Below are 21,582 nucleotides of genomic sequence, written 5' to 3' on the forward strand. Positions count from 1 at the left end.
GCACGACCCCTCCGTGGACATCGCCGCCATCGCCGAGACCTTCACCCACATGCTCGCCACCCCGGCCGACTCCACGCACGAACCGGCCGAATGACCGTCGCCGCAGCAGAGGGTCAGGGAACGACGTAGCCGCCGTCGACCGGGAGCGCGGCGCCGGTGATGAACGACGCCTCGTCGCTCGCGAGGAACAGCATGGCGGCGGCCAACTCGGTGGGCAGGCCCCAGCGGTGCATGGGCTGGGCCTTCATCACCGCGTCCGGCGGGGGCTCCGGGGTGTCCGCCGTGGCCCCGGCCAGACCGGTCCATGTCATGCCGGGGCACACCGCGTTGACCCGTACGTTCTGTGTCGCGTGGTCGAGTGCCGCGCACTTCGTCATCTGTACGACGCCGCCCTTGGCAGCCGCGTACAGCGAGTGTCCCTTCCATCCGACGAGGCCGGCGGCGGAGGCGGTGTTCACCACGGACCCGCCGCCGGTGCGCAGCATCGAGGCGATGCCGTACCGCATGCCGAGGAAGACGCCCTTGAGGTTCACCGCGAGGACGTCGTCGAAGGTGCTCTCGTCCTGCTCGGTGATCGGTTTGCGGGGGCCGCCGAAGCCGGCGTTGTTGCAGAGCACGTCGAGGCGGCCGAAATGCCGTTCGGCCGCCTCGATCATGTGCCGCACGTCGGCGGCGACCGACACGTCGGCGTGCACGGCGTGGGCCGCCTCGCCGATCTCCGCAGCGACCTTGTCCTGGGCACCGCTGCGGTCGGCGCACACGACACGGGCACCTTCGCGCGCGAACAGCAGCGCCGCCGCCCGGCCCATGCCGGACCCGGCGCCCGTGATGACGGCGACCTTGCCGGCGAGTCGTCCTGCTGTGACCGTCATGGCTTCAGCTCCTTACGGGGTGAATTCCCGGAAAGGGGTCACCGGGAGAGGACGGGCGGCCCGGCCGGTACCGCGGCGGCCGGACTCACGACGGGAGGTCCGCCGTGGTGCGGTGACCGGTCCGCTCGGCGAGCGCCGGATCGTGCTCGGTGAGCAGTTGCCGGACGCGGAACTCGGCGAGCGGTCCGAGGGAGTCGTAGATGCCGGCGAAGACCGAGCGCGCGGTGCGGTTGGGCCAGCCGTCGGGCAGGAGGTTCTCCGGGAGTTCGGGGTCGGTGCTGATGATCTCGCGCCAGAAGTCCTTGACCGTCGAGCGCGCGACCAGGGCCTCCGCCGATCCGACGTGGCCGCGGGTCACGCGCTCCAGCAGGGGGGCGTACTCGGCGTCGAACTCCTCGTAGCCGGCGCGGATGGCGTCCAGGTCCCAGGCGGTCAGCGGGTCTCCGTGGCCGATCGCGTGCGTCACCGTGGAGCGCAGCACCGTCGCCCTGCCGACGCCGACGCTCTCCAGCAGTTCGACCGTCTGCTCCTGGTCGGCGTGGGGCGACATCCACACACCGTCGTGGACGGCCGCGTAGCCGAGGAAGCGCAGTCGGCGCCGTAGGACGTGCCGCAGGTCGCGCTGTTCGTCGGGGACGGAGAAGACCACGGTCGTCCACAGTCCGTCCCACGGGCGGTCGCCGGTGCCGAACTCCACGATGCGGCGCTGGCTCTGTTCCAGGGCCCGGGCGGCGTCCGGTGCCATCGCGTAGAACGTCCGGCGGCCCTGCTTGGACACGTCGAGCACGCCCCGCCGGGCCAGCCGCCCGATGGCCGCGCGGGCGCTCACCGGGGTGATGCCGAAGTCGCCGAGCAGCGCGACCAGGGCGGCGGACGGCAGCGGCTCGTCCGTCCGGAACCAGTAGTCGGTGAACAGGCCGAGGATCAGGTGCTGCGGGTTCGCGCCGGTCTGGGTCCGGGGCAGGTCGATGTCGACGAGTGTCTGGACGGTCATCAGCGTGAGGTTACCGGCGGGCGGTGCCGGGCGACCGGTCGGCCGGTCCTCAGGGGGCGCGTCATCAGGTGTTGCGCCCCCCGTTCACGCCGACGACCTGTCCGGTGACGTACCCGGCCTCGTCCGAGACCAGGAAGGCGCACGTGGCGGCGATGTCCTCCGGGCGGCCGGCCCGGCGTACGGGCGTGCGGGCCGCGTGGTCCTCGATGCTGCCGCCGAGTACGCCCCGGCGCTCCGATTCGCGGAGCATCGGCGTGTCGATGAACCCGGGCGGAATGGTGTTGACCGTGATCCCCTTCGGGCCGAGTTCCAGGGCCAGCGCCTTGGTGAAGCCGATCAGCCCGGCCTTCGAGGTCACGTAGTGCACCATGTACGGCTGTCCGCTCTGCGCGCTGGACGAGGAGATGTTGACGATGCGTCCCCAGCCCGCGTCGACCATGTCGGGGAGTACGGCCTGGGCGCAGTGGAACGGGCCGTCGAGGTTCACCGCCATCATCCGGCCCCACTTCTGGTCCGTGATGTCGGCGAAGTCGCGGAATCCGGTGATGCCCGCGTTGTTGACCAGGACCAGCAGCGGGCCGAACGCCCGCCGGGCGCGCCGCATCCCCTCGTCGACCTGTGCGCGGTCGGACACGTCGACCCCGCCGACCGCGAGGGCCTCGCCGCCGTCGGCCCGTACCTCCTCGGCCACCTTCTCGGCGGCCGGAGTGTCGAGTTCGAGGACGGCGACCGCGAACCCGTCCCGCGCGAGGCGGTGGACGATCGCCCGGCCCATGCCGGACCCGCCGCCGGTGACGACGGCGGCCCGGCGCCCGTCCGGTCCGTTCAGGTGAACCACCACGCCGTGCGCTCCCCTCTCAGACCGCCGGCTCGGCGGTGGTGTCGAAGAAGGCCGCGCCCGAGTCGGGGATACGCGGCTGCTCGAAGACGTTCACCGCGTACGACACGAGGATCATGGAGTAGAGCAGGCGCAGCAGACGGCCGGCCGGTTCGGGCAGGTGGTGGATGTCCTGGCCGTTCAGGTGGCCGATCGCCTCCTCTGCGCGTGGCGCGACCGCGTCGTAGAACTCGGTCAGTTCGGGAAGTGTCTTGGACAACCGTGTGGCGTACCGCTCCTGACGGGTCGGCAGGGCCCATTCCGGTACGTACGGTTCGAGGTCGGTGAACCCGTCGGGAAGCAGTGGCTCCGTGGTGTCGGTCATCGGGCCTCCTCCTGTTCGGCGCCCGCGCGGTGCGCGGCGACGGTGTCGCGGACCGTCTTGTGGAAGTGGCGGATCAGCAGTTCCTGATCGCTGAGGTGGAACTCCTGGTTGGCGCGCGTGGACAGGCCCGAGTGCGTCGCCTCGATGGTGTTGACGTCCTGCATGGCGAACTCGATGGTGCTGTCGACGACGAGTTCCTGGGCCAGCCGTTCCTGCGCGTTCTTCGGCGGCACGAAGTAGAGGTCGATGTCGTAGATGTGCGAGTCGACCGACTCGGGCCAGTAGGTGTAGGTGATGTAGTAGCCGCGCTGCCAGATCTGGACGGACAGGTTCGGGAACAGCCAGAACTGGTCGTTGCTCCAGGCCCGGATCCGCCCCTTGTTGAGGAACTCCGGCTGCGGGCCGATGTCGGGAACGTCGTCGGGACCGAACAGCCCGGCCCGGAACAGCCGGTAGACCCACTTCTGGTCGCGGCCGGCGGGCCCCGCCGTGCCGGGTTCGCGGGCCGGCAGCGGGGGCGGTCCGGGGACCGAGGTCAGCATGTGCGGGGTGAACAGGTCGTAGTGGTACGAGTCCACGGGCGGCACCATCTTCTCCGCCTTGCTGACGTCCTTGTCGATGAAGCGGGCGTGGACGTACGGCGGGTGGTACCACTCGCAGACGGAGTCCACGGCGAGCTTCCAGTTGCCGCGGATGCGGGAGCGGAATCCGTAGCGCTGCGTCATCAGCTCGAAGGGGTACTCCTCCAGTTCCAGCAGCCGGTCGCCGAGGAACGTCCGGAGCGGGACCGGGTCCTCGGCGAGGTTCACGAAGACGAATCCGGCGAACTCCTCGCAGTGCACCGGCGGCATGCGCAGCCGGTTCTTGTCGAGGTCGAAGAACTCCTGCTCGTTCGTGACGTGGGTGACCTGCCCGTCGAGTCCGTACCGCCAGCCGTGGTACTTGCAGTGGAACTCGCGGCAGAAGCCCTTGCTCTCCTCCCCCGGGTGTTCCTGCCAGACGACCTTGTTGCCGCGGTGGGCACAGACGTTGTGGAAGGCGTTGGCCTTGCCGTCCCGGCCGCGGGCGACGACGATCGACGCCAGCCGTCCGGGCAGTTCCCGGGTGAAGTACGAGCCCTTGCGCCGCAGTTGCTCGGAGCGGCCGACGTACAGCCAGGACCTCTTGAAGACCGCCTCGCGCTCGGCCTCGAAGAACTCCGGTGAGACGCAGTCCTCGTACGAAACCGGTGCGGTGCCGAGGTCCGCGTACTGCGGTGTGAACTTGCCCCTGCCGGTGGCCAGGCGCTCCTGCAGTCCCGTCATGTCGTTCGTCCTCTCGTCTGCCTCGTTCTTACGTTAAGCAGTTTGCGGCACGTACACAAGATATCTGTCGCCTATCACGTCCAGGGTTTCTCGTCCCAGGCGCGGTCCAAAGGCTCCATCCCGCCACCGAAGGGAAAGAACTCCTGCTGTGCGTACGTCTCGCGGCCGAGACCGTGGCCCAGCTCGTCGAGGAAGCGGCGCTTGAGTTCCTGGGTGAACAGCTGCCGGGTGTAGCGGAGCGTCAGGTGGGGCCGCTTCGCCAGCTCGCGGGCGAGTTCCCAGGCCCGGTCGAGCACGGCCTCCTTGGGGTGCACCTCCGCGACGGCGCCCCAGTCCATCGCCTCCCGCGCGGACAGCTTCCTGCCGGTCAGCAGCAGGTAGCGGCCCCGGTTGTGGCCGACCAGGAACGGCCAGATCACATGCTGTCCGTCGCCGGGCACCTGGCCGCGCGGGAAGTGCGAGACGTCCTGGAACCAGGCGTCCTCGGAGGCCAGCACGATGTCGCCCATCAGCGGGACCTCGGAGTGGATGTTGCACGGCCCGTTGACGACGCTGATCATCGGGACGCCGACGTTGAGCACGTTCCACATGAGGTTGTGGTTGTACCAGGCCTTCTCGTCCAGTTTGTGCAGACCGCGGACGCCGGGCATCGCGTCGTAGACCGGCTCCTTCGGCAACTCGCCGTCGGGCATCCGGCCCCAGTCGGCGTTGTAGTTCGCGCCGGTGCCGGTGTGGATGAGGACCTTGATCTCCCGGTCGCCGGCGATGTCCGCGAAGGCGTCCGCCATGTCGTCGTGGGACTTCCAGTCCCACACGAGGCTGCCGCCGCCGGTGTGGCACCGCATGAGGAGGATGCCCTCCTCGCTCAGCTCGAACTCGTAGTTGGGGTACCGGTCCTGGTAGTCCTCGAACCTCGCACGCTTGACCACTGCCGTCCCTTCGTCGTCGCGGCGGGGCACCGTCGGCCCGCACCGAAGGAGCGCCACCCCGGGGCATGGCGCCCACAGTAGTGAACAGTTATCGTCTCGTACGTGACAAGAATGCAGCTCTTCAGATTCGCCGTCCAGGGCACGAGGGCTACTTCGGCGGGCGAGTGGCGGGATCTCGCCCGCTCGGTGCAGGACCTCGGCTACACGACACTGTTCGTCGCGGACCACTACCTCGGGCCCGGCCCGGCGGCACGCGAGTCCCGCATGCCGCCCCAGCACCTCGCGCCGATCACCGCGATGGCCATGGCCGCCGCGAGCACGGAGACACTCCGGGTGGGCTGCCGGGTCTTCTGCGCCGGTTACCACGTACCGGCGGTGCTCGCGAAGGAGATGGCCACCCTCGACCTGCTGTCCGACGGGCGGCTGGAGTTCGGGATCGGGGCCGGCTGGAGCGAGCGCGAGTTCACAGCGCTCGGCCTCCCGTTCGCCCCGGCCCCGCGGCGGGTGGACCAGCTGGAGGAGGTCGTGGCGCTGGTCAAGGCCCACTGGAGCGGTGAACCCCTCGATGTGCGGGGCGAGTTCGCGACGGCCGTGGACTTCGCGGGTCTGCCGATACCGGTCCAGCGTCCGCGACCGCCGATCATGATCGGCGGTTCCCGCCGACGCGTCCTGTCCTTCGCGGCCCGCGCGGCGGACATCGTGAGCATCGCGAACGTGCCCTTCGACGAGGTGAACGGCGTCGGCCGGACTCCGCCGGAGGAAGCCGCGCACCGGTTCGGCGTGGTCCGGGAGGCGGCCGGGGAGCGCTTCGGCGAGCTGGAGATCGAGAGTTCCCCGTTCTTCGTCCGGATCACCGACGCACCCGAAGCCGCCGCGGCGAAGCTGGCCGAGGCGCTCCACACCCCGCCCGCCGTCCTGCTCGACCACCCGAACGTGCTGATCGGCACCGTCGACGAGATCGTGGACCGGCTCCAGGAACGGCGCGAGGTCTTCGGACCGAACTACATCACCGTCCAGCAGTCCGAGGCGGAGAGGTTCGCCCCCGTGGCCGCCCGCCTCGCCGGGAAATGAGGGTCAAGTGACCGAACAGAAGCGGTTGTTCATCGGCGGTCGGTGGGCGGATCCGAGCACCGGCCAGGTCATCGACGTGGTGTCCCCGCACACCGGGCAGGTGATCGCGACGGTCGCCGCGGCGGGCCCGGCGGACGTCGACCGGGCGGTGGCGAAGGCACGGACCGCGTTCGACGAGGGGCCGTGGCCGCGGCTCGCTCCCGCGGAGCGCGTCGCCGCCGTCCGGCGGCTCGCGAGCCTCTACAGGCAACGGCGCCGCGAGATGGCGCAGTTGATCACCTCGGAGATGGGCGCCCCCATCAGCTTCTCGAAGTTCTCCCAGGCCACCCTGCCCACGCTGCTGCTCGACGCCTACGCCGACATCGCCGGCACGGTCGCGTGGGAGGAACGGCGTCCGGGCCGTTTCGGTGGCGACATCCTGGTCCGCAAGGAGCCGGTCGGGGTCGTCGCCGCGATCGTTCCGTGGAACATGCCGCAGTTCCTGATCGTCGGAAAGCTCGCCCCCGCGCTGCTGGCCGGGTGCACCGTCGTCGTCAAGTCGGCACCCCAGACCCCGCTCGACGCGCAGCTGCTCGCCGAACTCGTCATCGAGGCGGACCTGCCCGAGGGCGTGGTGAGCATCCTCCCCGCCGACGTCGAGGCCGGCCGCCATCTGGTCGGACACCCGGACGTGGACAAGGTGTCCTTCACCGGCTCGACCGCCGTCGGCCGCGAGATAGCCGCGACCTGCGGCGCCTCGCTGAAGCGCGTCGGTCTCGAACTGGGCGGCAGGTCGGCCGCCGTCGTCCTCGACGACGCCGACCCCACCGCGGTCGCCAAGGGCATCGAACTGGCCGGCCTGATGAACAGCGGACAGACCTGCGTCGCACAGACCCGTGTGCTCGTCCCGGCCGCCCGCCACGACGAGTACCTCGACGCACTGGCCACCATGGTCGAGGGCCTCCAGGTCGGTGACCCCGCCGACCCCGCCACCGGGATCGGCCCGCTGGTCAGCCGCCGGCAACAGGACCGGGTACGCGGCCACATCGCGGACGGGCAACGCGAGGGAGCCCGCCTCGTGCTCGGCGGCACCGGGCAGCCGGACGGGCTGGACACCGGGTGGTACGTCCGCCCCACGCTCTTCGCCGACGTCGACAACGGCATGCGGATCGCCCGCGAGGAGATCTTCGGACCCGTCCTGAGCGTCATCCCCCACCACGGTGACGAGGACGCCGTCCGGATCGCGAACGACTCCGACTACGGGCTGTCCGGTTCGGTGTGGACCGCGGACACCGAGCGAGGGCTGGCGGTGGCCCGCCGGGTGCGTACCGGCTCCTACGGCGTCAACCAGCCGTACACCATGGACCCGGCCGCCCCCTTCGGCGGGATGAAGGCCAGTGGTATCGGACGGGAGTTGGGACCCGAAGGCCTGGACGGATACCTGGAGTCGAAGTCCGTCTCGGTCGCGGAGGTGGGCTGACATGGCGGCCGGCACACCGTCGGAATCCGCGGTTCCCGAGCGGCCGGGCCCGCTCCACGGGCTGCGCGTGGTGGAGACGGCCACGCTGGCGGCGGGCCCCACCGTGGCCACCGCGCTCGGCGAGTTCGGCGCGGAGGTCGTCAAGGTGGAGCAGCCCGACGGCGGCGACCCGATGCGCACCTGGGGCGACCGGCGTGACGGCATCGGGCTGGTGTGGAAGAGCATCGCCCGCAACAAGAAGCTCGCCACTCTCGACCTGCGCACCCCCGACGGCCAGGCCCTGCTGCACCGGCTGCTCGCGGTCAGCGACGTGTTCGTGGTGGGCAACCGCCCGAGCACGCTGGCCCGTTGGGGCCTCGACTACGAGTCCGTGCACGAGGCGCACCCGCACCTGGTGATGGTCCACATCACCGGCTACGGACGCGGCGGCCCGAAGAGCGACCGCCCCGGCTACGGCACCCTCGCCGAGGCCATGAGCGGCTTCGCCCACACCACCGGCCCGCCCGAGGGACCGCCCACGCTCCCGCCGTTCATGCTCGCCGACGGCGTCGCCGGGATCGCCGCGACCTACGCCGTGATGATGGCCCTGTACCACCGGGACGTGCACGGCGCCGGCGGCCAGCTGGTGGACGTCAGCCTCGTCGAACCGCTGGCCCGACTGCTCGAAGCGGGCACCCTGGCGTACGACCAACTCGGCCTGGTCAAGGGCCGGTCGGGCAACATGCTGCCGGCCAGCGCCCCGCGCAACACCTACCGCACCGCCGACGGCCAGTGGCTGGCCGTCTCCAGCGCGTCGCCCAGCATCGCCGTACGGCTGTTCCGTGCCGTCGAGCGGCCGGACCTGGCGGGTAATCCGGACTACGTCGACCCCGTGCGCCGCCAGGAGCGGGCGGCGGAGGTCGACCGGGTGGTGGCCGACTGGATCGGCCGACGAACGCTGGACGAGGCGATGAAGATCTTCGAGTCGGCCGAGGTCGCCGCCGCGCCGGTGTACGACGCGCCCGCCCTGCTGGCCGACGAACACCTGCGCTCCCGGGGCATGTTCCTCGACCTGGACGACGCCGACCTCGGCCGGATGACCGTACACGCCCCGGTCGTCCGGCTGAGCGAGACCCCGGGCCGCGTCGACCACCTCGGCGGTGCCCTCGGCCAGGACAACGACCTCGTCTACGGCGACCTGCTCGGCCTCGGTCCGGACGAGCTCGCCGCACTGCGCTCCACGGGGACGATCTGATGCCCGCCGCCGGGCACCTGCCCGCCGGCCGGGCCCGCCGGTCCGAACTGGCGACGCCGGCCAGCAGCGAGCGCATGTGCGCCAAGGCGCCGCAGTCCGGGGCCGACCTGGTCTTCCTCGACCTGGAGGACGCCTGCGCCCCGGTCGTCAAGGAGTCGGCGCGCGGTATCGCGGTGGCCGCGCTGACCGGCCAGGACTGGGGGCGGACGCTGCGCGCCGTCCGTATCAACGGCCTCGACACCGTCTGGTGCCACGACGACATCATCGAGATCGTCACCGGCGCCCGCGAGGCACTCGACGTGATCATCGTCCCCAAGGTGCGCCGGGCCCGCGACGTCTGGTGGGTCGACGTCCTGCTGACCCAGCTGGAGCGGAAGCTCGGCCTCACCCGGCCCATCGCCCTGGAGGTGCTCGTCGAGGAGGCCGAGGGCCTGGCCAACGCCGCCGAGATCGCCCGCGCCAGCGACCGGCTGGAGGCGATCGTCTTCGGCGCGGGCGACCTCTCGGTGTCGCTGCACGCCCGCGTCGACGGCAACTTCGACCCCGTCGGCCCCTACCCCGGCGACTTCTGGCACTACGCCCGCTTCCAGATCCTCGCCGCCGCCCGCGCGGCGGGCATCGCCGCCATCGACGCCCCTCACCCGGCGTACCGGGATCCCGACGGCTACCTGCGGTCCGCGAGACAGGCGGCCCTCCTCGGCTTCGACGGCAAGTGGGCCATCCATCCGAGCCAAGTCCCCCTTGCCAACGAGGTGTTCACCCCGACCCCGGCGGAGATCGCCGCCGCCCAGGAGATCACGGCGCTGTACCGCGACGCCGAAGCCGGCGGCACGGGCGCCATCGGCCACGACGGCCGCCTCGTCGACGCGGCCCACGTCCGGCTCGCGGCCAACGTTCTCGCGAAGGCTGCGGGGACGGGCTGACGGTTGCCTCCAACTGACAGGTGGGGTGGGACAGTTGGAGGCAAGTCCGGACGTCGTCAGGCTTCCGTGGGTGGTTCCCGGCGCGGGCTGCGGGGATCGGCGGCGAGCGCGTCGATCTCGGCGAACCAGTGTGCGCGTACGTCGGCGCCGTCGCCGTCGAAGAACCAGGCGTGGGTCAGCGAACGCTTCGCTGCGGCGCCCAGCTGTTCGTTGGACCAGCGCAGCGCGTTGGCCAGGAGCGCGTAGTCCTGGGCGAGGTCGGTGTGGAACAGCTCCGGGTCGTCGGTGCCGATCAGCATCGGTACGCCGCTGTCGTCCAGGACGCGCCAGGCGTCGGCGTACCGGGTCCGGGAGACCAGCCCGCCGAGCGCGTACGCGGTGGGCGTGAAGGTCATCGGCGTACGGGTGGCCCGCAGGCGGCGCAGTACCTCCGGGTCGTCGACGCCCATCCAGCCGTGGTCGATGCGGTCGAGGCCGAGGTCGAGCGCGGCGGCGACGTCCTCGATCGTGTCGGCGTGGCCGGTGAGCCGGTAGCCCTCGGCACGGGCCCGCTCGTAGGCCGGTGCCAGGGCCTCGAACGGGACGGTGTGGTGGTCGCCGTCGTTTCCGTAGCCGAGGATCGGGATGCCCTTCTCGCGCAGTGCGGCGGTCTGCTCGACCATGTCGAGGGCTGCCTGCGGGCCGCCGAAGCGGTGCAGTTCGATGATGATGCCGCCGGTGAGGCCGAGTTCGTCGCCCGCGACGCGGAACGCCTCGCCGACCGCCCGCAGCAGTACCTCGGGCTCCATGCCGATCTCGTCCCGGTGCAGATCCGGGGTGCACAGCAGCTCCAGGTGGCGGACGCCGCGGTCGTAGGCGCCGGCGATCATGTGCAGGACGCCCTCGGTGACCAGCGCCTCGTCGCCCCAGAGCCGGACCGCCCGGTCGAGGTCGTCGAAGAACTTCCCGAGGCTGCGCAGGTCGTAGGCGGAGTCCGCCTGGGCCCGGGACAGGCCGGCCCCGGTGGTCCGCCTGTGCAGCCGGGCCAGCTCGGACGGGGCGAGCGCGCCCACCTGGTGCATGTGCAGCTCCGCCTTGGGGAGCCGCCGGGCGAGCACCACCCGCTCCTCCTCCCGTGCCATCGGCGGGAACTCGTCGGTGGCGTTCGGATCGCCGGATGAGGGCATGGTTCTACCTCCTGGGTTGAAGGGCGCTTGCCGGCAGCGTGGGACACCGGTCCCGCCGACGGGTGTGTCGCCGACGGGACCGGGGTTGTCCAGGGACTACGCCCCGTCAGCCTGCGGCGGCGGTCACCCTCGCGGCCTCGCGCGGGGCGTGGGGGTTCTTGCGGCCCGCCCGGGAGCCCTCCAGCTTGGCGAGGATGTGGTCCTTGACCGTGATCGGCTCGTAGAACGGCTCCTCCCCCTGGGCGACGAAGGACGGCAGGGGCGCGACGATCGCGTCCGCGTTCCCGTCGTGGAAGAACGCGGCCGACCTGCGGCGCTTGATGGTTCCGTTCACCACGGGCGGTGTGACCCGGTGCAGGGTGGACATCCACACGTCGTTCGTGAGCCGGGCCGCCACGTCACCGAGGTTGACCAGGAGTGCGCCGTCCGCGGGCTGGACGTCGTGCCACGCGTTGTCGCCGCCGAGCACCTGGAGGCCTTCGACCCGGTCGGCCCACAGGACGGTCAGCAGACCGAAGTCGGTGTGCTCGCTCATGCCGGTCAGCTCGGCGCCCAGCTCGATCTCACCGGGCGGCAGCGCGTAGTTGTTCATGCGGAGCACGTCGATCGAGTGGTCGGTGAGACCCTCGACGTAGGACCGCTCGACCCCGAGGGCGTCCGCGGCGACCTCGGTGAGGGTGCGGGCGACGCGCCGGGCCTCGGCGTAGTAGGCCTCGACCTGTTCCTTGAACGACGACGGTTCGGTGGGCCACACCGAGGGCGGGTAGTCCGCTTCGGACACGGCGGCGCCCGGGTACTCGGCGGCGGAGGTCCCGACGTTGAACGCCTCGAAGAAGTCGTTCATGCGGGTCACGGGGTCGAGGCCGACGCTGTAGCTCAGCGACTCGCTCTTGGGCGGGCTGTAGCCCCGGTTCTCGCCCGCCGGGCGGACCCAGCGCTTCTTCGACTCCAGGGGAAGCGCGAAGAACCCGTCGATCGCGTCGCCGAGTCCGTCGAGGACCTCGTCCGCGATCCCGTGGCCGACGACCTGGATGAAACCCACGGTGCGGCAGGCGTGGTCGAGTCGGCGCGCGACCTCCGCCCGGTCGGCGGCGGACCCGTCGTGTACATACGGGCCGATGTCGATGACCGGAACGCGGAACTCGGACGACGCGGATGACATGGTGCCCCCTTGGACTGTCGGGTGGACTGTCGGATCGGTGATCCGGACTGTCGGATCGGTGATCAGCTGACGCCCGCCGGTCGCGCCGCGCTGTGGGTCAGCTCGGCGAGCAGCGTGCGTTCGTTGTGGGTGAACAGCTCGGTCTCCATGAAGTCCAGCGTGCGGGGACGCGGCTCGGACTGTTCGAGCACCATGCGCACCTGGGCCGGCCGGTTGGAGAGCACGTAGACGCGGTCGGACAGCATGAGCGCTTCGGGGACGTCGTGGGTGATGAGGATGGTCGACTGGCCGAGTTCGGCGCAGATCTGGGAGAGCCAGATCTGCAGTTCCGTGCGGGTGAGGTAGTCGAGTGCGCCGAAGGGCTCGTCGAGCAGCAGGATCGGCCGTTCCAGGACCATGGTGCGCAGCAGCGCGACGCGTTGCCGCATGCCGCCCGACAGCTCGAACGGGTAGGCGTCGGCGTATCCGTCGAGCCGGAACGTGCCCAGCAGGTCGGACACCTTCTTGCGGGCGTCCGCCTTCGACATCCCGCCGAGGGTCAGGCCGAGTGCGGCGTTGTCCTGGGCGGTGAGCCAGGGCAGCAGCAGGTCCTTCTGCGGCATGTACGCCGAGTACGGACCTCGGGTCGCGTCGCCGTGGTAGGTGACGGATCCCTCGTCCGGGCGCAGCAGCCCGGCGAGTATCTGGAACAGGGTGGACTTGCCGCAGCCGCTGGGGCCGATGACGGACACGAACTCACCGGGCGCGAGGTCCAGGGAGACGTCGTGGATCACGGGGTTGCGGGTCCTGCGCGGGCCGGGGAAGGTCTTGGTCACGTTCTGGACCGAGAGCAGGGGGCCGGTCACGGAGTGGGGGGACTTGCCGGTTGTCACGGTGTTCGTCATTCGGACCTCATCGCCTTCCGACGGCGTTCCCAGGGCATCGCGAGGGTTTCGAGCAGGTAGGTGAGCGAGAACAGCAGGAGGCTGATGGCGATGCTGATGACGGCGGCGGCCAGCACCAGATCCGTCCGGAGCATGTTCTTCTCCGTCGCCATGTAGATACCGAGCCCGTTCACCGCGCCGACCGTCTCCGCGAAGATGGCCGCCAGGACGGCGAAACTGGCGACGACCCGCAGACCGGTGAAGAAGAAGGGCAGCGAGGAGGGGACCTGGAGGCGCAGGAACACCTTGACGCGGCCCGCGCCGAGCGACTTCATCAGGGTCGCCGCGTCGGGGTCGGCCGACAGGAATCCCTGGAGGAGGGAGATCGTCATGGGCAGCGCCGTGGTGATCACGATGAGCCCGATCTTCGGCCCCAGTCCGAACCCGAACCAGATGACGAACAGCGGGGCCAGCACGATGATCGGGATGGACTGCGCGACGATCAGCAGCGGCAGCGTCGCGTTGCGCAGCAGGGGTACGAAGCTAAGGAGCGTCGCCAGGACCGCCGAGACGACGACCGAGACGACCAGCCCGACGATCGTCACCTGAAGGGTCGGGATCGTGTTCTGCCAGAGCGCTTCACGGTCGGTCCAGGCGGCCTGGGCGACGCGGGTCGGGGAGGGCAGGACCGTGGGAGCGAAGTTCCCGGCCTTCGTGGCGACCTGCCAGGCCACCACCGCCAGGACCACGGCCAGGGTCGGTGTGATCGTGCGGAAGAGCGGTGAGTCTCCCCACTCCCGGCGGGCCCGCTTCGTCTTGCGGGCGGAATCGACGCTCACGGCCGGCGGCTGCTGAACAGCCGGCCCGTTGCGTGCGCTTGCCTGGATCTCCGTCATCGCAGGGATGTCCTTACTCGAAGGGGGCCGTGCCGGCGCTGGTGCGGTGGGCTTGCGCGTCGCACCCCGAGACCCGGGGATGCTTGCGTTTTCGTTCTCCAGCGCGGAGTGATGACATAAAACACCACTGCTGGCCATCTTGGCGAGAGCCCCGCGTTTCGAGCTTGTAAGGATTGGGACACGTCGGCCCACCGACGGCGCATGGTCCACTCGGCTCGGCAACAAGTACGTGACAGGGTACGAAAGTACGTGTAATTGTACCGAGATGCGGATGACACTCGAGACCGACGTCCCGATGACCACCCGGGACGGAGTCGTGCTGCGCGCCGACATCCACCGTCCCGACGACACCGACCGACGCCCTGTGCTGCTGGTCAGAACGCCGTACGACAAGGCATCCCCCTACCAGCCCGTCTACCTCGATCCGCGGTTCGCCGCCGGTCGCGGATACGCCGTGGTCATCCAGGACGTACGGGGCCGCGGCACCTCCGAGGGCGAGTGGCTGCCCTGGAAGCACGAGACCGAGGACGGTTTCGACGCCGTCGCCTGGGTGGCCGCGCAGGACTTCTGCGACGGCCGGGTCGTCATGTCCGGCGCCAGCTACCTCGGCAACACCCAGTGGCGGGCAGCCGCGTCGGGCGCCCCCGAACTGCGTGCCATCGCGCCGGGCATGACCTGGTCGAATCCACTGGACGGCATCCTGCGCCGCGGCGGAGTCCCGGAGCACGGACTGAACGTGGTCTGGTCACTCATGACAGGAATGACCGAGCTGATGCGCCGCGGCAAGCACGCCGAAGCGATGGAGGCGGCGCACCGTTACGACGGGCTCGGCCGGGGCGAGTACCTGAACTATCCGGCGGGACGCATTCCGTGGCTGGAGAAGCTGGACGTACCCGACATCGGCCTGCGCCGCGCGGACGCCGACCCCAAGACGGTGGCGGAGCTGGACGTCAGCTCCTACCTGGAGGAGATCAGCACTCCTGCCCTGCACATCGGCGGCTGGTACGACGTCTTCCTGCAGGGAACGCTCGACAACTTCGCCCGGCAGCGTGAACTGGGCGTATCCAGCCATCTCGTCGTCGGACCCTGGACGCACAGCCCGGACTTCACCCCGCAGGTGGGAGAGGTGAACTTCGGACTAGCCGCCGGCGGACAGTCCATGGGCCTCACCTCGTCCATCGCGGCGGAGCACTTCGAGTTCTTCGACGCGGTGCTCGCCGACCGTCCCCTCGACCGGGCACCGGTACGGCTGTTCGTCATGGGGCGCGACGAGTGGCGGGACGAGGAAAGCTGGCCACTGGCCCGGGCGGTGTCCACCCGGCTGGAGCTGGAGGCCGCCGAGCATGCCGTCCTGCGCGGCCCGCACGGAGAATCCTCGGCCGACGACGGCGCGGACGGCGTGTCGCCGGCGGTCGCGACGCTCGCGTTCGAGGCGTCCGAGCCGGTGCCGACGGTGGGCGGCGGCCTGGCGATGCACGACGGTTTCCCCTGGGGTGCCTGGAACCAGCGCGACGTCGAGTGCCGGGACGACGTGCTCGTGTTCACCACCGATCCGCTGCGCGAGCCGCTGGAGATCACCGGCCGGGTCCGCGCCCACCTCCGGGTGCGGCCCGGGGCGACGGTCTCGGACTGGGTGGTGCGCGTGTGCGACGTCCACCCGGACGGGAAGTCGATCAACCTGGTAGACGGGGTGACCCGGGTCGGGTCCGCCGACGGCCCGGCGGAAGCGTCGGGCGAACGGACCGTGACCGTCGACCTGTGGTCGACCAGCGTCGAGCTCGCGGCCGGCCACCGACTGCGCGTGCACGTGGCCCACAGCAACTTCCCGCGCTGGGGTCTGAGCCAGCCGGACGGCTCGTTCGTCAGCGACGTCCTGCTCGGTGCGGGCGACAGCTGGATCGAACTCCCGGTGATCCCGCCGTCGGTCTGACGCGTCCGGCCTCCTGCGGAGGGCCGCCGTCCCCTTTGCCGGCGCTCTGTCGGTGCCGCACACATCAAGGACCCCCGCCGAACCACCCGTACGACCTCACAAGGAAGCACACATCCCATGACCGACACAGAGCTCACGAAAGCCGTCGAGGCGGCTCTCGGCACCCTCGACCTGAACGCCAAGGCACGGCTCCTGGCCGGCCAGGACATGTGGACGCTCCCCGCGCTGCCCGAGATCGGGCTGGGCTCCCTGGTGATGACGGACGGCCCGATCGGGGTGCGCGGTGTGCGCTGGACGGCCGACGATCCGTCGATCGCGCTGCCCAGCCCCACCGCGCTCGCCGCCACCTGGGACCCCGAACTCGCCCGCCGGGCAGGCGTGTTGCTCGCCCAGGAGGCCCGCCGCAAGGGCGTCCATGTACTGCTCGCGCCCACCGTCAACCTGCACCGCTCGCCGCTCGGCGGACGGCACTTCGAGGCCTACAGCGAGGACCCGCACCTCACCGGAGAGATCGGCACCGGCTATGTGCGGGGCGTCCAGGAGGGCGGCGTCGGGACGACGGTCAAGCACTTCGTCGCCAACGACGCCGAGACCGACCGCTTCACGGTGGACAACATCGTGAGCGCGCGGGCGCTGCGCGAGCTGTATCTCGCCCCCTTCGAAGCCATCGTCAAGAACGCCCACCCGTGGGGCATCATGTCGGCCTACAACTCGGTCAACGGCTCCAGCATGACCGAACACCGCTATCTGCAGAACGCGGTCCTGCGCGGCGAATGGGGCTTCGACGGCTGCGTCGTCTCCGACTGGCTGGCCGCCCGCGACACCGTCGGCGACATCACCGGCGGCCTCGACATCGCCATGCCCGGTCCGCGGACGGTCTACGGCGAGGCGCTCGCCGGCGCCGTGCGTGCCGGACGGGTCGCGGAACACCTCGTCGACGAAGCGGTGCGCAACGTGCTGAGGCTCGCCGCCAAAGTCGGCGTCCTGGACGGCGTTCCGGCGGCGGTGACCGTCCTCCCCCAGACCGTCGACGGCGAGGCCCTCGCCCGCGAGATCGCCCGGCGCGCCTTCGTCCTCGTACGGAACGAGGGCGCCGCGCTGCCGCTGGACCCCTCGGTGCTGCGCAGCGTCGCCCTGATCGGCAAGGCGGCGCGGGAGGCCCGGGTGCTCGGCGGCGGATCCGCGCAGGTGATCCCGGAAAACGTCGTCTCCCCCCTCGACGGTCTGCGCACCGCCCTCCCGGCGGGCGTCGCGCTGACCTTCGCCGTCGGCGCCGACCCCAGCGAAGAACTCGGCATCGCCGACCAGGGCTTCGACCTGCGGGCCGTCGTGCGCGACGCCGAGGGCGACGTACTCGGCACCGGCTCGCTGCACAACGGCAAGGTGTGGTGGTCCGGCATCGACCTGCCCGAGGGCGTGTCGTACGAGACGGTCCACAGTGTCGAGGCGGTCGGCACCTTCACGCCGGGTGAGAGCGGGTCCCACGTTTTCGGTACCAGTGGGTTCGGCGGCTTCACCCTGGTCGTCGACGGCGAGGTGCTCTTCGACGGGGTGCAGGTCTGCGACGCGGAGGATCCCCTCGAAGGGTTCTTCGGCTCCCCGACGGGCCACGGCAGCGTCGAGCTGACGGCCGGACAGCCGGTCGTGGTGAGCCTCACCTACATTCCGCCGGACAACGAAGACGCCGTGATCCAGATCATCGACTTCTCACTGGTGCACGGCGAACCGCAGCGTGACGCCGACGAACTGATCGAGGAAGCCGTCGCCGTCGCCGCCGCGTCCGAGGTCGCCGTCGTGGTGGTCGCGACGACCGAGCGCGTCGAGAGCGAGGGCTTCGACCGCACCTCCCTCCGGCTCCCGGGCCGCCAGGACGAACTCGTCGCCCGGGTCGCCGCCGTCAACCCCCGCACCATCGTCGTCGTCAACTCCGGCTCGCCGGTCGAACTCCCCTGGCGCGACGACGTCGCCGCGATCCTCCTCGGCTGGTTCCCCGGTCAGGAGGCAGGCGCCGCCCTCGCCGACGTCCTGCTCGGCGCCGAGGAACCCGGCGGCCGGCTCCCCACCACCTGGCCCGTCCGTCTCACCGACGCCCCCGTCACCCAGGTGGTCCCCGCCGAGGACGGCACCCTCCCCTACACCGAGGGCCTCTTCATCGGCTACCGCGCCTGGCAGCGCCCCGGCGCCCCGGCCCCCGCCTACTGGTTCGGCCACGGCCTCGGCTACACCCAGTGGTCCTACGAGACGGTGGCCGTCGAGGGCCGCACAGCGACCGTCCGCGTCCGCAACACCGGTTCCCGGCCCGGCCGTGAGGTCGTCCAGCTCTACCTCGCCCCGGTCGCCGACGCCGTGGAGCGTCCCGCCCGCTGGCTCGCGGGCTTCGCCTCGGTACAGGCAGCCCCCGGCGAGATGGCCGAGGTCGCCGTCGGCCTTCCGGCCCGCGCCTTCCAGATCTGGGACGAGAATGCTTCCGCCTGGACCACCGTCCCGGGTACCTATGTCGTCGAGGCCGGGCGCAGCGTCGCCGACTGTCCGGTGAGCACCAAGGTCATCGTCGCGGCCGATGAGGAGTGAGCAGTTGTCGGACACCGTTTCCGCAACCGTCGAACAAGGGGAACTGGCCGGGCGGGCGCTGGACGACGGCGGATCGGTGTTCGCGGGAATCCCGTTCGCCGAGCCGCCCGTCGGACCCCTGCGGCTGCGTCCGCCCCGGCCACCCCGGCCCTGGCAGGGGATACGGGACGCCACGGCCTTCCGCGCGTCGCCCGCGCAGAACCCCGACCCGTGGTCGCCCCCGGACGCCATGCACGACGAGGACTGCCTGCACGTGAACGTGTGGACCCCGGACGTGCACGGCCACAGACCGGTGATGGTGTGGATCTACGGCGGCGCCTTCGAGTCCGGAAGCGCCGCACCGCCGGGAACCGACGGGCAATGGCTGATGCGGGGCGGCGATGTCGTCGCGGTCGCCTTCAACTACCGGGTCGGCGCCCTGGGATTCCTGGACCTGACCGGCATCGGCGGCGAGAACTGGTCCGGCTCGGTCAACCTGGGACTGCAGGACCAGGTCGCGGCGCTGCACTGGGTGCGCCGCAACATCGCGCGGTTCGGCGGCGACCCGGACAACGTCTGCGTCTTCGGGGGCTCGGCGGGGGCCAGTTCCGTCGGCTGTCTGCTGGCCATGCCCACTGCCCGGGGCCTGTTCCGGCGGGCGGTGCTGATGAGCCCACCGGTCGCCCGGATCTACGCTCCGGCCACGGCACGCCGACTGGCCGCCGACCTGCTCGACACCGTCGGCGTCCGCCGCCCCGAGCAGCTCCTCGACCTGCCGGTCGAGGACATCCTGGCCGCCCAGGCGAAGATCGTCCCCGCCGACATGGGGGTGCGGGCCCTGCCCGGCGGACGTTCCTGGGGACCGGTGCTGGACGGCACCGTTCTGCCCCGCACGCCCGTGCAGGCCGCCGAAGCCGGCGACACCGTCACCGTACCGCTGCTCATCGGCGCGAACCGCGACGAGATGCTGGCGGCCGAGGTGTTCGGGCAGCCCGGCACCGAACCGCCCACGGTCGACGCGCTGTACGACGAGGTCGCCGGCGCGGTGGGGGAAGACGCGGCCCGGGGCCTGCTGGACGCCTACCGTGCCGCCGAGCCGGACGCCGGCACGGCGCGGCTGCGCCTGCGTTTCCTCGGCGACCACCTCTACCGCGTCCCGGCCGCCCGGATGGCCGAGGCCCACACGCGCGCCGGGGGCAGGGCGTACCGCTATCTCTTCGCCGCGGACCTGCCGGTCGTCGGACCGTCACACGGCATGGAGGCGGCCCTTGTGTTCGGCACCCACGACAGCGACGACAATCCGCTGGCCCAGCTGTACCGCCAGTGGGACGGCTCCGCGGCACTCGGCCGACAGGTGATGGCGGCCTGGGCCGGCTTCGCTCGCACCGGTGACCCGGGCTGGGCCCCGCACACACCCGGCGCCGCCGACGTCCAGGTGTTCGGCGCCCCCGGCCCCGTGAGCGAACCGCCCACTGCCACCGCCGCTGCCTGGCAGCTCGCGGCGCATCCTGCGACCGTCCCCGAATCGGCTGTGTAAGCGGGGAATCGGCGACGGGAACGGTGCCCGGCCTGCTCCAGGCCGGGCACCGTTCCCGTCAGTTCACGCGCTCACTTCACCCGCTCACTTCGCCCCGGGCCGGAACGACGCGCCCACATGGTTCTCCGGAAGGGTCGCCCGTCCCGCGCCGAACAGGTGCTCGCGGAGCGTGGCGTTCTCGTACCCCGTCTTCGCGAGGCCTCGTTCCCGCAGGACGGGCATGATCCGGTCGACGAAGTCGTCGTAGGTGCCGGGTGTGGTGAAGGGCTCGATGAGGAAGCCGTCGACGCCCGTGCGGTCCACGAACTCCTCGACCTCGTCGGCGATCCGCTCGGGAGTGCCGACGAATCCCAGTCCGGTCGTCCCGTGGACCCTCAGGTGTTCCAGCATCTCGCCGATCGTCTGCGGCTGCCGTTCTGCGCCCTTGCCGCTCGCGTACTTCTCGACCAGCGACTTGGAACTGTCCGTCGTCGTCTGCTTGCTGCCGGGGATGGGCTTGTCCATGTCGGCTTCGGTCAGTTCGATGCCCGTGTGGTAGGACCACTCCAGCATGGCCGACTCCAGCGTCGAGTAGCCGGCCATCTCCGTACGCCGTCGTACGGCTTCCTCCGCGCTGTCGCCGGTGATGAACAGCGCGCCGCAGACGAACTTGATCGCGTCGGCGTCCCGCCCGAACTCCTCCTGCGCCAGGGTACGGATGGCTGCGATGTCGGCGATCGCCTTCTCCGGGTGGCTTCCCGGGATGAAGACGGCTTCGGCGTACTTGGCCGCGAACCGGCGGCCGGCGCTCGACGTACCCGCCTGGAAGAGCAGCGGTGTGCGCTGCGGGGACGGCGGCACGGGGAGCGCGCCCTCGCACCTGAAGTAGGGGCCCTCGTGCTTGATCTCGTGCACCTTGGCGGGGTCGGCGTAGATCCGTTTGGCCTTGTCGTTGATGACGGCGTCAGCCTCCCAGGAGCCCTCCCACAGCTTGAGGGTCAGCTCCAGGAAGTCCTCCGCGATCGCGTAGCGTTCGGCGTGCGGCCGTATGGCGGTGCCGAAAAGGCGCGTGGTGGATTCCTGGTTGGCGCCCGTCACGATGTTCCATCCGATGCGCCCTCCGCTCAGGGAGTCGAGCGTCGAGAGCCTGCGGGCGATGTGGGCGGGCGGCTCCGTCATGGTGGACATCGTCGCCACCAGTCCGAGCCGGGAGGTCGCGGCCGCGATGGCGGACAGGGCGACCAGCGGGTCGCCCATGGGGAAGGCGACGGCGTCCTCGACCGCGCGCGCCGCCATCGTGCCGTTCTTCAGCGGATAGGCGAACTGGTCGGCCAGGAACAGGAAGTCGATGCCTCCCTCCTCCAGTTTGCGGCCCATCTTCGTCCAGTAGTCCAGCGTCAGGAACTCCCCCGACGTGTTGTCCGGGTGCGCCCAGATGCCGGTGACCAGGCCTGCCATGCTCAGTCCCTGGATGACTCCGAAGGTGAGGGGCTTGCGCTCGGTATTCATGT

At 70.8% G+C, this 21,582-nt stretch carries 18 protein-coding genes; 7 read left to right on the forward strand and 11 right to left on the reverse strand.

What is annotated here, in order from left to right:
* Positions 1-113: 113 nt before the first annotated feature.
* The 6 genes from ACIQBL_RS30300 to ACIQBL_RS30325 all read right to left on the reverse strand — a co-directional run bounded on the left by ACIQBL_RS30300 (position 114) and on the right by ACIQBL_RS30325 (position 5,301).
* The gene (locus ACIQBL_RS30300; protein WP_401946905.1) at positions 114-872 is read right to left on the reverse strand and encodes an SDR family NAD(P)-dependent oxidoreductase; all 759 of its coding nucleotides are present in this window, start codon (positions 870-872) and stop codon (positions 114-116) included.
* Between the two features lie 85 nt (positions 873-957).
* Positions 958-1,866 carry a PaaX family transcriptional regulator C-terminal domain-containing protein gene (locus tag ACIQBL_RS30305; protein ID WP_401946908.1) on the reverse strand — a complete coding sequence of 303 codons (909 nt, stop codon included), beginning with the start codon at positions 1,864-1,866 and terminating at the stop codon, positions 958-960.
* A 64-nt stretch (positions 1,867-1,930) separates the two neighbouring features.
* Positions 1,931-2,707 (reverse strand): SDR family NAD(P)-dependent oxidoreductase, encoded by a 777-nt coding sequence (locus ACIQBL_RS30310; protein WP_401946910.1) that lies wholly within the window; start codon positions 2,705-2,707, stop codon positions 1,931-1,933.
* Positions 2,708-2,723: 16 nt separating this feature from the next.
* The gene (locus tag ACIQBL_RS30315) at positions 2,724-3,068 is read right to left on the reverse strand and encodes a hypothetical protein (protein ID WP_401946912.1); all 345 of its coding nucleotides are present in this window, start codon (positions 3,066-3,068) and stop codon (positions 2,724-2,726) included.
* The gene (locus ACIQBL_RS30320; protein ID WP_401946914.1) at positions 3,065-4,372 is read right to left on the reverse strand and encodes an SRPBCC family protein; all 1,308 of its coding nucleotides are present in this window, start codon (positions 4,370-4,372) and stop codon (positions 3,065-3,067) included. The genes ACIQBL_RS30315 and ACIQBL_RS30320 overlap by 4 nt, the downstream gene beginning before the upstream one ends.
* A 74-nt stretch (positions 4,373-4,446) precedes the next feature.
* Positions 4,447-5,301 (reverse strand): enoyl-CoA hydratase/isomerase family protein, encoded by an 855-nt coding sequence (locus ACIQBL_RS30325; protein ID WP_401946916.1) that lies wholly within the window; start codon positions 5,299-5,301, stop codon positions 4,447-4,449.
* A 111-nt stretch (positions 5,302-5,412) separates the two neighbouring features.
* On the opposite strand from ACIQBL_RS30325, the gene ACIQBL_RS30330 reads away from it, so the two are divergent.
* From ACIQBL_RS30330 to ACIQBL_RS30345, 4 genes are read left to right on the forward strand one after another with little or no spacing between them, the layout of a single operon-like run.
* Positions 5,413-6,372: a TIGR03621 family F420-dependent LLM class oxidoreductase gene (locus ACIQBL_RS30330; RefSeq protein ID WP_401947861.1), complete on the forward strand. Its 960-nt coding sequence runs from the start codon at positions 5,413-5,415 to the stop codon at positions 6,370-6,372.
* Positions 6,373-6,379: 7 nt separating this feature from the next.
* Positions 6,380-7,831, forward strand: a complete 1,452-nt coding sequence (locus ACIQBL_RS30335; RefSeq protein ID WP_401946917.1) for an aldehyde dehydrogenase — start codon at positions 6,380-6,382, stop codon at positions 7,829-7,831.
* A gap of 1 nt (position 7,832) precedes the next feature.
* Positions 7,833-9,065 carry a CaiB/BaiF CoA transferase family protein gene (locus tag ACIQBL_RS30340; protein ID WP_401946919.1) on the forward strand — a complete coding sequence of 411 codons (1,233 nt, stop codon included), beginning with the start codon at positions 7,833-7,835 and terminating at the stop codon, positions 9,063-9,065.
* On the forward strand, positions 9,065-9,988 hold the full coding sequence (locus tag ACIQBL_RS30345) for an HpcH/HpaI aldolase/citrate lyase family protein (RefSeq protein ID WP_401946921.1): 924 nt from the start codon (positions 9,065-9,067) through the stop codon (positions 9,986-9,988). The genes ACIQBL_RS30340 and ACIQBL_RS30345 overlap by 1 nt, the downstream gene beginning before the upstream one ends.
* Positions 9,989-10,044: 56 nt before the next feature.
* Here ACIQBL_RS30345 and ACIQBL_RS30350 read toward each other — a convergent pair whose 3' ends face one another.
* The 4 genes from ACIQBL_RS30350 to ACIQBL_RS30365 all read right to left on the reverse strand — a co-directional run bounded on the left by ACIQBL_RS30350 (position 10,045) and on the right by ACIQBL_RS30365 (position 14,018).
* Positions 10,045-11,154, reverse strand: coding sequence for an adenosine deaminase (locus ACIQBL_RS30350; RefSeq protein ID WP_401946924.1), 1,110 nt, complete (start codon positions 11,152-11,154; stop codon positions 10,045-10,047).
* A 106-nt stretch (positions 11,155-11,260) separates the two neighbouring features.
* Positions 11,261-12,316, reverse strand: coding sequence for an isopenicillin N synthase family dioxygenase (locus tag ACIQBL_RS30355; protein ID WP_401946927.1), 1,056 nt, complete (start codon positions 12,314-12,316; stop codon positions 11,261-11,263).
* Between the two features lie 62 nt (positions 12,317-12,378).
* On the reverse strand, positions 12,379-13,200 hold the full coding sequence (locus ACIQBL_RS30360; RefSeq protein WP_401946929.1) for an ABC transporter ATP-binding protein: 822 nt from the start codon (positions 13,198-13,200) through the stop codon (positions 12,379-12,381).
* Positions 13,197-14,018, reverse strand: a complete 822-nt coding sequence (locus ACIQBL_RS30365) for an ABC transporter permease (RefSeq protein WP_401946932.1) — start codon at positions 14,016-14,018, stop codon at positions 13,197-13,199. Before ACIQBL_RS30365 ends, ACIQBL_RS30360 begins: the two co-directional genes overlap by 4 nt.
* A gap of 328 nt (positions 14,019-14,346) precedes the next feature.
* On the opposite strand from ACIQBL_RS30365, the gene ACIQBL_RS30370 reads away from it, so the two are divergent.
* From ACIQBL_RS30370 to ACIQBL_RS30380, 3 genes are all read left to right on the forward strand, one after another.
* On the forward strand, positions 14,347-16,005 hold the full coding sequence (locus tag ACIQBL_RS30370; RefSeq protein ID WP_401946935.1) for a CocE/NonD family hydrolase: 1,659 nt from the start codon (positions 14,347-14,349) through the stop codon (positions 16,003-16,005).
* A 117-nt stretch (positions 16,006-16,122) separates the two neighbouring features.
* Positions 16,123-18,576: a glycoside hydrolase family 3 protein gene (locus tag ACIQBL_RS30375; RefSeq protein ID WP_401946938.1), complete on the forward strand. Its 2,454-nt coding sequence runs from the start codon at positions 16,123-16,125 to the stop codon at positions 18,574-18,576.
* A gap of 4 nt (positions 18,577-18,580) precedes the next feature.
* A complete protein-coding gene (locus tag ACIQBL_RS30380) occupies positions 18,581-20,092 on the forward strand; it encodes a carboxylesterase/lipase family protein (RefSeq protein ID WP_401946941.1) in 1,512 nt (503 codons plus the stop codon).
* Positions 20,093-20,176: 84 nt separating this feature from the next.
* On the opposite strand, the gene ACIQBL_RS30385 is transcribed toward ACIQBL_RS30380, so the two are convergent.
* On the reverse strand, positions 20,177-21,580 hold the full coding sequence (locus ACIQBL_RS30385; protein ID WP_401946944.1) for an NtaA/DmoA family FMN-dependent monooxygenase: 1,404 nt from the start codon (positions 21,578-21,580) through the stop codon (positions 20,177-20,179).
* Positions 21,581-21,582 lie beyond the last annotated feature (2 nt).

The sequence above is a fragment of the Streptomyces sp. NPDC088350 genome (assembly GCF_044753545.1).
GTDB lineage: Bacteria > Actinomycetota > Actinomycetes > Streptomycetales > Streptomycetaceae > Streptomyces.